The sequence below is a fragment of the Blautia sp. RTP21359st1_E11_RTP21359_211015 genome (assembly GCF_040910705.1).
GTDB classification, from domain to species: Bacteria; Bacillota; Clostridia; order Lachnospirales; family Lachnospiraceae; genus Blautia_A; species Blautia_A fusiformis.
Window position 1 is genome coordinate 69701 of the sequence record NZ_JBDGAB010000011.1, and the last position, 15094, is coordinate 84794.

At 43.3% G+C, this 15094-nt stretch carries 12 protein-coding genes, 1 tRNA gene and 3 pseudogenes; 14 read left to right on the plus strand and 2 right to left on the minus strand.

Features of this window, described 5'->3' with window-relative positions:
- The first annotated feature begins 2 nt into the window (after positions 1 to 2).
- From AB5026_RS05980 to AB5026_RS06000, 5 genes and pseudogenes are all read left to right on the plus strand, one after another.
- Positions 3 to 671 carry a class I SAM-dependent methyltransferase gene (locus AB5026_RS05980; protein ID WP_044962031.1) on the plus strand — a complete coding sequence of 223 codons (669 nt, stop codon included), beginning with the start codon at positions 3 to 5 and terminating at the stop codon, positions 669 to 671.
- Positions 661 to 1359, plus strand: a pseudogene (locus AB5026_RS05985) (transglutaminase family protein); the annotation flags it as partial. The gene AB5026_RS05980 and the pseudogene AB5026_RS05985, both read left to right, overlap by 11 nt.
- A 271-nt stretch (positions 1360 to 1630) precedes the next feature.
- Positions 1631 to 1948 (plus strand): annotated as a pseudogene (locus AB5026_RS05990) (ABC transporter ATP-binding protein); the annotation flags it as partial.
- Complete coding sequence (locus tag AB5026_RS05995) at positions 1923 to 2492, plus strand: ABC transporter transmembrane domain-containing protein (RefSeq protein ID WP_330590598.1); 570 nt, start codon at positions 1923 to 1925, stop codon at positions 2490 to 2492. The pseudogene AB5026_RS05990 and the gene AB5026_RS05995, both read left to right, overlap by 26 nt.
- A gap of 126 nt (positions 2493 to 2618) precedes the next feature.
- Positions 2619 to 2786 carry a tyrosine-type recombinase/integrase gene (locus AB5026_RS06000; protein ID WP_173722759.1) on the plus strand — a complete coding sequence of 56 codons (168 nt, stop codon included), beginning with the start codon at positions 2619 to 2621 and terminating at the stop codon, positions 2784 to 2786.
- A gap of 249 nt (positions 2787 to 3035) precedes the next feature.
- On the opposite strand, the gene AB5026_RS06005 is transcribed toward AB5026_RS06000, so the two are convergent.
- Entirely contained in the window at positions 3036 to 3959 is a 924-nt protein-coding gene (locus AB5026_RS06005) for a LysR family transcriptional regulator (protein ID WP_015527133.1), read from the minus strand.
- Positions 3960 to 4095: 136 nt separating this feature from the next.
- On the opposite strand from AB5026_RS06005, the gene AB5026_RS06010 reads away from it, so the two are divergent.
- Together AB5026_RS06010 and AB5026_RS06015 are read left to right on the plus strand one after the other, a co-directional pair.
- Complete coding sequence (locus AB5026_RS06010) at positions 4096 to 4437, plus strand: demethylmenaquinone methyltransferase (RefSeq protein ID WP_015527134.1); 342 nt, start codon at positions 4096 to 4098, stop codon at positions 4435 to 4437.
- Positions 4365 to 4646, plus strand: a pseudogene (locus AB5026_RS06015) (NAD(P)-dependent oxidoreductase); the annotation flags it as partial. The gene AB5026_RS06010 and the pseudogene AB5026_RS06015, both read left to right, overlap by 73 nt.
- 786 nt (positions 4647 to 5432) lie before the next feature.
- Here the strand turns inward: AB5026_RS06015 and AB5026_RS06020 are convergent.
- Positions 5433 to 5514, minus strand: a tRNA-Tyr gene (locus AB5026_RS06020).
- 194 nt (positions 5515 to 5708) lie between these two features.
- Here AB5026_RS06020 and fba point away from each other — a divergent pair.
- The 7 genes from fba (at position 5709) to AB5026_RS06055 (ending at position 14973) form a co-directional block, all read left to right on the plus strand.
- Positions 5709 to 6572, plus strand: a complete 864-nt coding sequence (gene fba / locus AB5026_RS06025; protein WP_015527136.1) for a class II fructose-1,6-bisphosphate aldolase — start codon at positions 5709 to 5711, stop codon at positions 6570 to 6572.
- A 330-nt stretch (positions 6573 to 6902) separates the two neighbouring features.
- Positions 6903 to 8177 (plus strand): ABC transporter substrate-binding protein, encoded by a 1275-nt coding sequence (locus tag AB5026_RS06030; protein ID WP_227574381.1) that lies wholly within the window; start codon positions 6903 to 6905, stop codon positions 8175 to 8177.
- A gap of 118 nt (positions 8178 to 8295) precedes the next feature.
- On the plus strand, positions 8296 to 9144 hold the full coding sequence (locus AB5026_RS06035) for a carbohydrate ABC transporter permease (RefSeq protein ID WP_110104281.1): 849 nt from the start codon (positions 8296 to 8298) through the stop codon (positions 9142 to 9144).
- Positions 9144 to 9980, plus strand: a complete 837-nt coding sequence (locus AB5026_RS06040) for a carbohydrate ABC transporter permease (RefSeq protein ID WP_059085411.1) — start codon at positions 9144 to 9146, stop codon at positions 9978 to 9980. The genes AB5026_RS06035 and AB5026_RS06040 overlap by 1 nt, the downstream gene beginning before the upstream one ends.
- Positions 9981 to 10069: 89 nt before the next feature.
- Positions 10070 to 11608 carry a response regulator gene (locus AB5026_RS06045; RefSeq protein WP_368212970.1) on the plus strand — a complete coding sequence of 513 codons (1539 nt, stop codon included), beginning with the start codon at positions 10070 to 10072 and terminating at the stop codon, positions 11606 to 11608.
- Positions 11583 to 13286: a histidine kinase gene (locus AB5026_RS06050; protein ID WP_021650824.1), complete on the plus strand. Its 1704-nt coding sequence runs from the start codon at positions 11583 to 11585 to the stop codon at positions 13284 to 13286. The genes AB5026_RS06045 and AB5026_RS06050 overlap by 26 nt, the downstream gene beginning before the upstream one ends.
- Entirely contained in the window at positions 13276 to 14973 is a 1698-nt protein-coding gene (locus AB5026_RS06055) for an extracellular solute-binding protein (protein ID WP_059085413.1), read from the plus strand. The genes AB5026_RS06050 and AB5026_RS06055 overlap by 11 nt, the downstream gene beginning before the upstream one ends.
- Positions 14974 to 15094 lie beyond the last annotated feature (121 nt).

Below are 15094 nucleotides of genomic sequence, written 5' to 3' on the forward strand. Positions count from 1 at the left end.
GCATGAAAAATGAAGAATATAAAAAATTGTCAATTAAAGAGTTTACAAAAGCAGCAGGAAGATATGAAAGTAACCATGCTGGCATTTACGAAATGTGCAAGAAAGATTATCCGGATATTCTGGAAGAATTAGAGAAGGAGCCATTTAGAGATTTATTAGATGCAGGCTGTGGGCCTGCTCCGATGATTTCTTTATTAGCAGAAAAACATCCAGACCGGTATTATACAGGACTGGATCTGACTCCGGCAATGATTGAACAGGCAAAAAAGAAAAATATACCAAATACAACATTTGTTGTAGGAGACTGTGAGAACTTTCCTTTTGAAAAGGATTCATTTGATGCAATTATTTGTTCTATGAGCTTCCATCATTATCCGGATCCACAGGCATTTTTTGACAGTGTGAAAAGATGTCTTCGCCCAAATGGAAGATTGATACTGAGAGATGTGACCAGTGACAATAAAGTATTGGTATGGCTAATGAATACATTGGAAATGCCGTTGGCAAATATATGCGGACATGGAGATGTCCAAGTGCCAACAAGAGATGTGGTCATAAAATGTTGCAAAAAAGCAGGATTAAAAGTAGAAAAATTTGAAATTCGTAAAGGTATGCGAATGCATTGTGTTGTGAGAAAACCTATGGGAAAGGCGATAGGAAATGAAAGATAAGTATCTTAGGGAAACACGAATGGTTGATTTTTCTAATCCGGCAATTCAAAAACTTATTCAAAATATGAAATGGAAGGAAATGGGTGAATTTGAAAGGATTAAGGCAATCTACAACTATGTAAGAGATGATGTTTTATTTGGATATAATATTGATGACGGAATTTCAGCTTCAAAAGTACTTGCAGATGGTTATGGACAATGTAATACAAAAGGAACTTTATTTATGGCACTTTTACGTGCCTGCAATATTCCATGCAGAGTACATGGTTTTACGATTGATAAAAGATTGCAGAAAGGGGCTATGACCGGGTTTGTTTACCGTAATGCTCCAAAAAGTATTTTCCATAGCTGGGTAGAAATTAATTTCGAAAATCAGTGGTACGAACTGGAAGCTTTCATTTTGGATAAAACCTACATAAAGAAGTTACAGGAACAAAATTCGGAATGTACAGGTGCATTTTGCGGTTATGGAGTAGCAGTCAAGGATTTCAGAAATCTCATTATTGAGTTTGATAGGAACAATACTTATATTCAGAGCGAGGGAATCAATCAGGATTTTGGTGTTTATGATTGTCCAGATGAACTGTTGAAGGAACATCATCAAGAAATTTCAGCCTTTAAAGCATTTGCTTATAGACATATTGGAAGACACCTCATGAATCGTAATGTCAGGAAGATTAGAGAACGATAGTTTTAAGCTTTTAGAATTAAAATTAAATTTGGAGGGTAATATGGCAGACAAAATACAAAATGCTTATGAAACATCAAAAAATATATATGACGATGTTCTTACGCAAAGAAATATTTTCAGCAAACTGTATATTAAGCTATTTTGGAGTGGCACGGATGATAATGATATAGCACGAAAAGTTTTATCATATGTTCCTGATGACTTTTCAGGAAATCTTCTTGATGTTCCGGTTGGAACTGCTATATTTACGGAAAACAAATGGAGCTCTCTGAAAAATGCACCGATCGTCATCCTTGACGAAGCGACTGCATTTACGGATCCGGAAAATGAGAACAAGATTCAGAAGAGTATTGAAGAACTGACAAAAGGCAAGACATTGCTGGTTATTGCACATAGACTTTCCACAATCACAGATGCAGACAAAATCGTTGTTTTGAAAAATGGCTGTATAGAAGGAGCAGGAACCCAGGAAGAGCTGATTCAGAACTGTCCGCTTTATCAGCGAATGTGGCAGGCTCATGTGGGAGTAAGGCACTGGGCAGTAGGAAGCCAGAAAGAAGGTGAAGAATCATGTTTGGCACTGTAAAAAGAATCTGTATATCGGTTTTATTTTTTCCTTTTTTTCAGGCTGGTTTGCGGCAATGCCGGTCATATGGGCTGCATATATGATCGGGAAGCTTGTAGAATGCGAAGGACAGGGAAAAGCTGTCTCAACGGTTTGGATTGGGAAAAGTATCGTGATTCTGCTGTTCTTCATTTTTCTGCGCTTTCTGTTTGATTATCTGAGAGCAAGATTTCAGGAGTCGATCAGTTATGAATTGATTGCCAGAGACAGACTTGCAGTAGGAGATGCACTGAAACGTGTATCTTTAGGATATTTCCAGAATATGAATAAAGGCACGATTCTCAATTCCATTACTACTGGCCTTCATACGCTGGAAGGAATGGGAATCCGTATGATTGATAACTTTGTAGGAGGTTATCTGAATTTTATCTGTATTCTTTCGTGTCTTACCTGTATGAACTGGAGAGTGTGGCTGATTGCAGTGATGGGTGCTGCTGTTTCTCTGATTCAGGATGAAATTGAAATCGAATGGAATTTTGACGATATTTTTTCAGAACAGAGATAACTTGAGCAGGACAAGAATGACTTATCAGAAGATAATAAAGGTGCTGGGACTACCTGATGGAAACGTCAGATAGTCTTCGGCAGAAAAAAATAAAATTTTTTTGTCCTATACTTGACACATCCACATATGCTGAGTCATACGTTTTGCACCAGATGTGCAGAAGCTGGCCTAGATATCAAAGTTTTACAAATGATCATGGGACATAGTGACATAAGCATTACAATGAACATATACAATCACGTAGATGCTGCAAGAGTACAGAATGAAATAAAAAAGCTTGAAAATGTAATGTAATAATCAGAGCCATTCCCTTTATCGGGCGTGGCTCTTTTATGACAATTTTTGTGACAAATAGGATCTTCAGGAAGCATGTGCAAGGATCAAAAAAGCAGTGGAAGAGCTGAAAAACAAATGATCAGATAAAAAATACCCACCGCTTTTTTGGTGGAAAGCGGTGGATCAAAAATCCTGGTATAAATAATATAATAAGAAGAAACGGTAAAGCAGAAAATCTTCCTGACGGACTTGTGCTTACCGTTTTTTTTATTTCTGTCGTTCCCATACCTGGCCGATCGGGAAGGACGGAGTGGATTCTGCAAGAAAGTCTTCCAGTGCATTTTCGAAGAATTCCACGGCACGTTTGCTAGTGGACTTTGGATATTTATGCTTGATCTTATAGCAGACACGGTTTGGCGGTGTGTTTTTCAGTTCACTGATAAAAAGAGGCCGGTAATGGGAAAGCTCCAGGATCACAGACTGTGGTGCGACCATCCAGTTCCCCGGTTTTTTCCAGAGACGGTCCAAAAGTGTGATGGTATCTGCCGCAATGTGAGGCCTGGAAGCGGAGGAAAGCCAGCGGTCATGCCAGATCTGATAATTGTCATCCCAACTTAAAAACAGCTCCAGGGATGGATCCAGCTCATCGGTATGTATTGCCGGAGCCGGAATCACTGGCTGATCCGATTGTATCAGATAAAGTTTTTCTTCGAAGATTTTCTCTGTTATGATATTCTTGTAATGCAATTTGTGGTAGACAAATCCGATATCAATGCTGTGTTCTCCAAGAAGACCGTAGAGCTCTGAAGAGTGATGGGACTCGATGTTCAGGTCCAGCTTGGTCTGTTCATTTAAGATCCTGTCATACAGTGGTGCGAAAACAGCTACGTTCAGGCTGTCTGTACAGCCGATGGTAAGTAGCAGGGAATCCTGATTGCGCTGCAACTCCATAGTTTCCTTCCAGAGAGACATCCAGCGTTCCGCAAGGATGATAAAATCTGTTCCCTTGGCAGTCAGTTCCACCTGCTTGTGGCCTTTCTGACGGATCACAAGGGGAAAACCCAGTTCGTTCTCCAGAGATGTGAGCCGGTGGCTGACAGTAGGCTGGGAAAGAAAAAGAAGATCCGCTGTACGGGTGATGCTCTTGGTATTTACAATGGTGAGAAAGGTTTCGATTTCAGCAAGATTCATATGAACAGCTCCTTTTCTTTGGTGTTGTCTATAGGATGGTTTAAGCTTTGATAATATAAAAATTATTTATATTATACAGAGAAATTATTCGTTATTCAATAGTAAGCTTGTATATCAAAAGAAGAGAGGTTTTCATATGGCATTAGGATGTAGGATCAGACGAAATTTTGAAAGACCGTCAAAAGAATTAGTAGAAGCCTTCCGTGGAATTCCAGTTGCAAATATTGATGATAACTGTGGAAAGATCGCTGCCGTAGATTCCAGTATTTTCCCGCTGAACCCGAAGGCAAGACTTCTGGGAACTGCATTTACAGTAAATGCACCGGCAGGAGATAACCTTCTGTTCCATAAAGCACTGGATATGGCTCAGCCGGGAGATGTTATCGTTCTTGCAAACAAAGGAAGCAGGATAGAGTTATCCTTATCAACAACAGCCGTGGTCAGCTTGTTGTTGAGCAGGATCTGGCAGATGCTCTGAATAGTGGGAAGGTTTATGCTGCTGGTCTTGATGTTGTTTCTACTGAGCCGATCAAGGGGGATAATCCGCTTCTCAAGGCTAAAAACTGCATCATCACTCCGCATATCTCCTGGGCTGCTCAGGCTTCCAGACAGAGGATCATGGATATTACGGTTGATAATATCAAGGCTTTTCTGGATGGTAATACGGTTAACAGAGTTAACAAATAGATTTTTTTCGGTGTTTCGATTTCCTATGTATGATGTGTGAGGAAAGGACGGCTGTCTCGCTTTTTGGGGGGTGGCCGTCTTTTTCTTTGTGTGGTGGATTGAATGAACCGTACGCCGGGGATGTGGCAGCGGTACGGGCAGGGCTCCGTCGGCGGATACTGCTAAGGCTCCGGAAATCGGCTAAAAACATTGAGACAGGGGCAGAACTCGCCTCTGGCTCAGACAGCAGCCCCTGTCTCAATAACGCCGATCCCCGCAGCCTAAGCAGTATCACACCTCCTCCGCAGCAGCCCATACCGCTGCCACATCCCCGGCTGAAAATTCAACCGCAGAGAGCAGACAATAGAAGCGAATGTACATTCTGCCCAGTGCCCAAAAAACACAATATATAAAAATAAATCGGCACAACGTTCCACGTCCAACACCGAAGAATACAGGAACCAGATCGGCACAGTGTTCCGCATCCAACACCGAAGCATACAGAAAACGGCCTCAAAACAATCCATAACCAATAAAGCAGCCGGCCGTATCCCCCAAAAAATAAATCGGCACAGCATCCCGCATCCAACACCGAAGCATACAGGAACCAGATCGGCACAGCGTCCCACATCCAATACCCAAGCATACAGACACAAGTCAACACCCTCCCCTCATCCACAACCAAGAACTCCTTAAAAAAGCCCGAGGGGTGTGCAAAGGGGCCGCGGCTTTGCGGCCCCTTTGCGGTTTTCTTTTTGCACAAAAAAAATAGCTCCTACATCGCAAAGATGTAAGAGCTAAATTCGCTGGATGGAGAAGGATTCGAACCTTCGAAGGCGGTGCCAACAGATTTACAGTCTGCCCCCTTTGGCCACTCGGGAATCCATCCGTGAACAACAAATGTATTATATATAACATTTGATAAAATTGCAAGCTTTTTCTCAAAAAAAATAATAATTCCCACAGCATCAGCATTTTTGGTAAAATACTGGACTTACCAAAGGAAATCTGCTATTATGAGTACGGTTGGATATAAAGGACACGGTTTTTCCGTATCCTAATACAGGTTAGGAGGATTTTATCATGTTAGTAAACGCAACAGAAATGCTGAAAAAAGCAAAAGCAGGCCATTATGCAGTTGGTCAGTTCAACATCAACAACCTTGAGTGGACAAAAGCTATCCTTCAGACAGCTCAGGAGCTCAACTCTCCTGTAATCCTTGGTGTTTCCGAGGGTGCCGGTAAATACATGACAGGTTATAAGACTGTTGTAGGTATGGTTAACGGTATGATGGAAGAGCTGAACATCACTGTTCCGGTTGCTCTTCATCTTGACCACGGCAGCTATGATGGATGCCTGAAATGTGTTGAGGCTGGTTTCTCTTCCATTATGTTCGACGGATCTCATTATCCGATCGATGAGAACGTAGCTAAGACTAAAGAGCTGGTTAAGATCGTTGCTGAGCACAACATGTCTCTTGAGGCAGAGGTTGGTTCCATCGGTGGCGAGGAAGATGGTGTTGTTGGTATGGGCGAGTGCGCTGATCCTGAGGAGTGCAAGAGAGTTGCAGATCTCGGAATCAACTTCCTTGCAGCTGGTATCGGTAACATTCACGGAAAATATCCGGCTAACTGGCAGGGCTTAAGCTTTGAGACTCTGGATGCTATTCAGAAACTGACAGGAGATATGCCGCTTGTTCTTCACGGTGGTACAGGTATCCCGGCAGACATGATCAAGAAAGCGATCAGCCTTGGCGTTTCCAAGATCAATGTAAATACAGAGTGCCAGCTTGCATTTGCTGAAGCTACACGTAAATACATTGAAGAGGGTAAAGATCAGCAGGGTAAAGGATATGACCCACGTAAGCTTCTTGCACCTGGAGCAGAAGCGATCAAAGCTACTGTTAAAGAGAAAATGGAGCTTTTCGGATCTGTCAATAAAGCATGATGAATCGAAAATAATATATGAAAGAAGCCGGAATGGGAGTAAGCCTGTTCCGGCTTCTTTTTTCATGATAAAATATCAATATTTTTACTATATAAAAAAATCAACATGTTTCTTGATTTTTTTATATAGTGAAAATGACCTCTTCGATTTACAATAATATCAAGTTAATCGAGAAGCTGATTTGAAGCTTATCGGTCAGGAATATGCGAAATGGACGTTTTAAGCATATCCGCGAAACAAATTGAATATCATATAAGGTAAAGGAGAGGTACGATTATGAGAATGAAAAAAGCAACAGCATTTGGTCTTGCAGCTTTGATGGCAGCTACTATGATCCCGGCAGTTCCGGCTATGGCAAAGGGGGATGACAGTGAAGGCTCTGTTTATTATCTGAATTTTAAACCGGAGCAGGCAGATCAGTGGTCAGACCTGGCAAAGAAATACACCGATGAGACTGGTGTACCGGTTACCGTTGTTACAGCTGCTTCCGGAACTTATGAGTCTACTCTGAAATCAGAGATGGCCAAGGATGAGGTTCCGACACTGTTCCAGGTTAACGGACCAGTTGGACTTGCATCCTGGAAGGATTATTGCTATGACCTGAAAGACAGCGATGTTTATAAAAATGTGGAGAGTGACGATTTCGTACTGAAGGAGGACAGCGGTGCAGTTGACGGTATCGCCTATGTAATTGAAACATATGGAATTATTTACAACAAAGCGCTTCTTAAGAAATACTGTGAGATGGATGGCGCTGTGATCAAGTCTGCAGATGAGATCAACAATTTTGAGACATTAAAGAAGGTTGCAGATGATATCCAGGCTAAGAAAGATGACCTTGGAGTTGACGGTGCATTTACTTCCGCAGGCTTTGATTCTTCCAGTGACTGGCGCTTCAAGACACACCTTGCAAACCTTCCAATCTATTATGAGTACAAAGAAGACGGAATCACATCCACAGATGCGATCAAAGGGACCTATCTTGACAACTTCAAGAACCTGTTTGACCTTTATATCACAGATTCTACCTGTGAGCCAAGCCTTCTTTCCAGCAAGACTATCGATGATGCAAATGCTGAATTTGGTCTTGGAGAGGCTGTGTTCTATCAGAATGGAACCTGGGCTTATGATAACATCAAAGATAACGAAGTAGCAGACGAGGATATGGGAATGCTTCCAATCTATATTGGTGTAGATGGTGAAGAGGACCAGGGACTTTGCACAGGCAGTGAGAACTACTGGTGCGTAAACAAAAAAGCAGATGAGAAGGATATCCAGGCAACTCTTGATTTCCTCAGCTGGGTTATCACAAGTGATGAAGGAAGAGAATCTATAAGCCAGGAAATGGGATTTACAACACCATTCAAGACCTTTGATGAGAATTATGAGTCTGCAAATCCGCTTGTAAAAGCAGCCGACGAATATGTAAAAGCTGGTAAAACTCCGGTTTCATGGAACTTTACAACCATGCCTTCTGAAGAGTGGAAAAACCAGGTCGGCAGTGCAATGCTTGAGTATGCACAGGGTACCGGCGAGTGGGATGCTGTGAAAACTGCATTTGTTGACGGATGGGCAAAAGAGTACAAAGCAGCAAATGAAGGCTGATAAGGTATAACTGAAACGTGATCACGAAGGGGTGGGCGGTTTCCGCCTGCCTCTTTTAATGAAGAGAGGATGTGTAAAGTAGGGAAGGATGCATCCTCAGGAGAAAGGAAGAGAAAACATGCAGAATAAGATGATGAAAAAGTATTTTCCGGTTTTTGTCCTGCCTACCCTGCTGGCATTTACCATTGGATTTATCGTTCCCTTTATCATGGGCGTATATCTTTCCTTCTGTAAATTTACCACAGTAACGGATGCAAAATTCGTGGGATTACAGAACTATGTGAAGATTTTTACTGAGGATGGAACCTTTGGACATGCATTATGGTACACCACCGCATTTACGGTTGTATCAGTAGTTCTGATCAATGTGATCGGTTTTGCAGTTGCGTTGCTTCTGACCAAGAAGATCAAAGGAACCAATATATTCCGTACTGTATTTTTTATGCCAAACCTGATCGGTGGAATCATCCTTGGTTATGTATGGCAGCTTCTGTTAAACGGTCTGCTTCTTCAGATCAATAAAACACTTACATATTCTTCTGTTTACGGATTCTGGGGTCTTGTGATCCTGATGTGCTGGCAGCAGATCGGATATATGATGATCATTTACATTGCAGGTATCCAGAATATCCCGGGTGAACTGATCGAGGCTGCACAGATCGATGGTGCGAACAAAGGACAGCTTCTGAAGCATGTGATCATTCCTATGGTCATGCCGTCCATCACCATCTGTACTTTCCTGACACTTACCAACTCCTTCAAGCTTTTTGACCAGAACCTTGCTCTTACAAATGGTGAGCCTTCCAATATGTCAGAAATGCTTGCACTGAATATTTACAATACCTTCTATGGACGTACCGGATGGGAAGGTGTAGGACAGGCGAAGGCCGTGATCTTCTTTATCCTGGTTGGAGCAATTGCCATGATCCAGAATCGTCTCACAAGAAGTAAGGAGGTACAGCAGTAATGAATAAAAAAGTAAAATTCAGCGGTCTGTGGACTGCGATCCTGAGTGTGGTATCTGTTGCTTATATTTTCCCGATCCTTCTGGTTTTGATTAATTCTTTTAAGAAAAAAGCATACATCAGTCGTTATCCCTTTGCGATCCCAACGGATAAAATGTTCGTAGGTCTGGAAAACTATGTAAATGGTCTAGCAAAAACCGGATTTTTCCAGGCATTTGGATGGACATTATTTATCACAGTATTTTCTGTTGCGGTAATTCTGCTCTGTACCTCCATGTGTGCCTGGTATATCAACCGTGTTACCAACACGCTGACAAAAACCATGTACATGCTGTGCCTGTTTTCCATGGTCGTACCATTCCAGATGGTAATGTTTACTCTTTCCAAGATTGCAAACATCCTGAAACTGAATACTCCGTGGGGACTGATCATCATTTATCTTGGATATGGAGCAGGACTTGCGGTATTTATGTTCAGCGGTTTTGTAAAATCCATTCCGATCGAGATCGAGGAAGCTGCCATGATCGATGGCTGTACCCCGATCCAGACATTTTTTAAAGTGGTTCTTCCGGTTATGAAACCGACCTGTGTAACTGTAGCGATCCTGGAAACCATGTGGATCTGGAATGATTATCTTCTTCCATATCTGGTACTTGATATCAAGAAATATAAAACCATTTCCATTGCCATCCAGTATCTGAAGGGCGGTTACGGAACCATTGATATGGGAGCGATGATGGGCGTTCTTGTTCTTTCCATCATTCCGATCATTGCCTTCTATCTTGCATGCCAGAAATATATCATTGAAGGTGTGGTTGCAGGAGCTGTTAAGGGCTGACAAATTAGTTGAATAATGTTAAAATGAAAGAAAAACGGCCTGCTCTGCGTGCTTTTACGTGGATCAGGCCATATTTGGCGAGGTGAGGAATGTACAGAGTTTTGGTGGTAGATGATGAAAAACTGGAACGTGACGGAATCCGCTTTCTTCTGTCTATGGAGGAGGGAGAGTGGGAGATTTATGAGGCGGCTAATGGCAAGCTGGCATTAAATGAGCTGAGAAAGCATCCGGTGGATCTGATGCTGACAGATATCAAAATGCCGCATATGGATGGTCTGGAGCTTTCAAAAAAAGCAAGAGAGGAATATCCGGATCTGGAAATTATCATTTTCAGAGGTTATGGAGATTTTGCTTTTGCTCAGGAGGCGATCCGCTATGGTGTGACGGATTATGTACTGAAACCGGTGGATCCGGACCGCTTTCATGACACCATACAGAAGATCCAGAAGGAGATCGCATCCCGGAAAAATAAAGAGCAGCAGTCCATAAAAGAAAAGAGCTTTCTTCAGCAGTATTTTCTGTTGGGCTACATTTATTCCGGAGATCAGGAGCGTCTGAAGGAAGCGGAAGGAATTGTGGATTTTTCTGTCTGGGAGCAGTGGCACTGTGCAATTCTTATTGAATCGGATGAAGCTTTTTTTGATTCTGCCAGTGATGAGGTTCCCCTTGAGATCCGGGAAGAGCTTCGCCGTTCTTTCTTCTATTTGAATCTTAATGGCCGTCAGTCTTTGCTTCTTTTTAAGGATGTGTACTGTGATTATGTCCTTGTGGCAAAAAATGTCTATAATCTTCTGAAGCGCCTTCATCCTGTTCGCTTTCATCTGGCTGTAAGCCGGCGTTTTGACGGATATCAGGAACTGCCGGAAATCATGGAACAGCTGGAGCAGCAGATGGAAGAAAAATTTTATCATCCGGATATTCATGTCTACACCAGCGAGGAGGACGAGGAAAAAAATACCGGAGAAGAGGAGCAGGATTCCAGGCTTATGGAAAAAATCTCAGAAGATATTTCCAGAAAGGATGTGAAGCAGCTGTGGAGCCATTTCCGCAGCCTGGCATCCAAATATCAGTCCAATACCCAGTTTTCGGCCATGTATGTGAAATTTGTTTTTTCCAATGTGATAAGGGAGCTGTTTCAGGAGAATCGTTTTGCCGGAGAGCACAGGCTGGATCTGGAGGTGGATCATCTGTATGGCTGTTCTACCATTCAGGAGATCATTGAGGTTACAGAAAAAAATATCCGCCAGTACGAGGAGTTCCTGGACCGTTCCATGAGCGAATCCAGAGATGAGGTGGCAGCAGTCAAAAATTATATTTACAATCACTATGCGGAAGATCTGAATCTGGAAACATTGGCAGAAAAAGTATATCTTTCTTCCGGCTATCTCAGCTTTATTTTCAAGAAGGAGACGGGGATGAACCTGAATCGTTTTATCCGTGTGTTCCGCATGGAAAAGGCCAAGGAGCTTCTACGAACTACCAACATGAAAGTAGCCATGGTCAGCGAGCAGGTAGGATTTGCCAATTCTTCGTATTTCTGCCGGAGCTTCCGGGAATATTACGGAAGCAGCCCGGAGTCCTATCGGAAAGGAAACAATGAGGATGAAGAGTCTTCTGAAGAAGTATAATAATATGAAATACCGGTACAAGCTGACAAATCTTCTTGTGGTGGTATCCCTGGTGCCGATGACTGTGTTGGCACTGTATAGTCACAGTCGTATGAGTAGTCTTGTACGGAAAAATGAGATGGAGGATATGTACTCCATTTTGGAGCAGACCAGAGAAAACATTGACGGGCAGATCGAAATTTATGCCAGCCTTTTGAATTATCTTACCTATTCTCCTGAAATCCAGGAGGTGATCTTCAACAAAGATATGGATCGTTATACTGCATATGAACAGTATACGGAAGTTGTGGATCCGCTGTTGACGGTGCCGAAATCCTACCACGAAGCAATTCTGGGGATACATCTTTTTGCAGAAAGCATTCCCGTGCGCCATGAATATACCTTGGCTCCGCTTTCAGAGGTTGATGGGGAATGGTGGAGTGACAAATTAAATAATACCGTGACGGTTCAGTGGATCGTGGACCGGGATAATCGTCAGATCGCGGCAGTCAGGGAAATATATGATGGTAAGATCAGGGAGGCTGTGCTCTGTATTTTGTTGGATTACGGAAAAGTATTCCAGCCTCTGGCTAATATTATTGAACGGAATTCCGGAGGCTTTGTGGTGGATGATCAGCAAAATATCGTCTATCATGGAGAAAATCTGGCGGCCAGTGATATTTCAGCACAGAAAGAAACCGCAAAAAAGCTGGATCGTCTGAGGGAAGAATATACCTATGTCAGCAGCAGCGGACATGAAACAAGATGGACCTATTATTTTTACAAACCTCCGGCTGTGATCGAGAGCTCGGTTTCAAAAGTATTGATCAGTGAGATCCCACTGATCGGCTTCTGTGTTGTGATCATCATTGTGCTTGGAATGACGTTTTCTAAGCTGTTTACCAGAAAGATTGAGCAGCTTACCAGAAATATGGAACAGGTGAACCAGGGAAGCCGTGAAGTTACGGTTTACAGTGATTCTGGAGATGAGGTAGGACAGCTGGTGAGAAGCTTTCACCATATGATGGATGAAATTAATCGACTGATCGAAGAAGTGTATGAAAATAAGATCGCTCTGAAGGAATTTGAACTGAAAGCGTTGACTGCCCAGATCAATCCCCATTTTCTTTATAATTCTCTTTCTATTATAAACTGGATGGCGATTAAGAGCCGTCAGAAGGAGATCAGCCGTGTGACACTGGCATTATCTACATTTTACCGGACAGCGCTCAGTAAGGGAGCAGATATGGTGACTGTGGAAACCTGTATTCGGAATATCGAAGCTTATCTGGAAATCCAGCTGATCATGCATGACAATGATTTTAAGGTGGAGTGGAATATCGATCCGTCTGTGCAGCAGGAGTTGGTTCCGAAGCTTGCCCTGCAGCCCATCGTTGAGAATGCTCTGGAGCATGGCCTGGATGTGAAGGAGGAAGGGGAAAAGCTTCTGAAACTTTATTTCTTTGAAGAGAATGGAGATGTAGTGATCCGGGTTGAAGATAACGGAATAGGGATGGAGCAGGAGCAGGCAGAAAAGCTGCTCACATATCAGGCAAAAGGCTATGGCCTTAAAAATGTCAATGACCGTATGTGCATTTTATATGGAGAAAAATATGCCATCCGGATCCTGAGCAAGGTAGGTGAGGGGACAAGCGTTGATATGAGGATCCCGAAAGAGGTAAAAAAAGATGAGACTTAGTCTGGGAAAAACAGTGGTATTTCTGAGTACGATACTGAGCCTGGCACTTTTGACGGGGTGTTCTTTAGGAACTGCAGAAATGGAAAAAACAGATATAGATGTTCTGTCCGAAAAGAACAGTAAGAGCTGGGAACAGGCAGAAACCACGCCTCTGGGGAAATATCCGGAGCTTGTAACTTATACTCTGGGACAGATGAAAGGGGCTAATAATTCTAATCTTCCGGACGGGCAGAATTATGAGGACAATGCATATACCCGGTATCTGAAAAAAACACTGAATATTCAGAATAAGAATGTTTTTATGGAGAGTGAGGAGCGGTATGACGAAGCCCTGAACATCCTGGTCAAAGATCGGAATCTTCCGGATATTTTTCTGGTGTCGGACAGGGAAACTCTGGAAGAACTGGTTGAAAATGATCTTATCGAGGATCTGACGGAAGTATACAAAAGCTGCGCTTCCGATAAAATAAAGGAAATGTATGAGAGCTATGGAGAGGAACTTTTGGCATCTGGGACTTTTGACGGAAAACTGTATGCACTTCCGGAGACTGCCATTGATGATGGGGCGCAGCTTTTATGGCTGAGACGTGACTGGATGGAGCAGCTGGGACTGAAAGAACCGAAGACACTGGAAGAGGCTTTTTCAGTGATCCGTGCGTTTCAGGAAAACCGGATGGGCGCAGAGGATGGTGAAGATCCTGTGGGACTTGTCTGTGATCCGGGACTTGTGGGCACGGTCAGCACCAGCTATTCGGTGGACTCTGTGTTTGAAAAGTTCGGGGCATATCCGCAGCAGTGGATTGAAAATGCAGATGGAGAAATTGTCTATGGATCGCTGACGGAGGAGACAAAGGAGGCTCTGGGGTATCTCAGAGAGCTTTACAGGCAGGGAATACTTGATTCGGATTTTGCTTTACGTGCACAGAATAATATCCGTGATCTTGTGGTGAATGGAAAATGCGGAGCGTTTTTCGGGCTCTGGTGGACTCCGAATAATCCTCTTATGGATGAGTATCGGAAGAATAAAGAGGCAGACTGGGAACCGTATTATCTGACTGCGGATGTAAAGCGGACTGTGGAGGTATACTCTACGTTTCGAGATAATAAATATGTAGTTGTGCGTAAAGGGTATGAGCATCCGGAGATTGCAATGAAGATTTTGAGTGTGTTGTTTGACCATTCCAGATATGAGGCAGAGGATGCGGATGAGATGAACACTTATTTTGCCTTGAATGTGGATCCTACGGCGCGTCCGCTAATGATCAATGTGGATTATAATGAGGCTACTTATATAGTGACAAAGCATATCCGTGAGGTTCTTTACAGTCCGGGCGATGAGAAGACCAGGGAGGATCTCAGTGCCATTGAGGCGTCTTATTTTGATGCGTGTAAGGAGTATCTTGAGGCGGAGGTGCCTTCGGTAGAGGCCTGGGCGGCGTATAAGTCCAGGATCTCGGCGGTGGGGCTTCTGGTGGATGCGAATTACCGTGCTCCGGAGAAGAAGTATCTGGGGGATGGTGACGGGGAGATTCCTCAGACTTTGCGTTTGCTGGAGAAGAACGCATTTATCCAGATCATTATGGGGAGGATGCCTGTGAGTTCTTTTGACTCTTTTGTGGAAGATTGGTATCGTAAGGGTGGAGACAGTCTTACGGAGCGGGTCCGGGAAGGGCTTGTGGACTCGTGAGGCGGATGTATAGAGGGACGCTAGAGGAAGGTGGCATCGCTCCAGGCAGGGACTCCGTCGGGGGATACTACTAGGGCTCCGTGAGACGGCTAAAAGCATTGCGGCAGGGCCAGAACTCGCC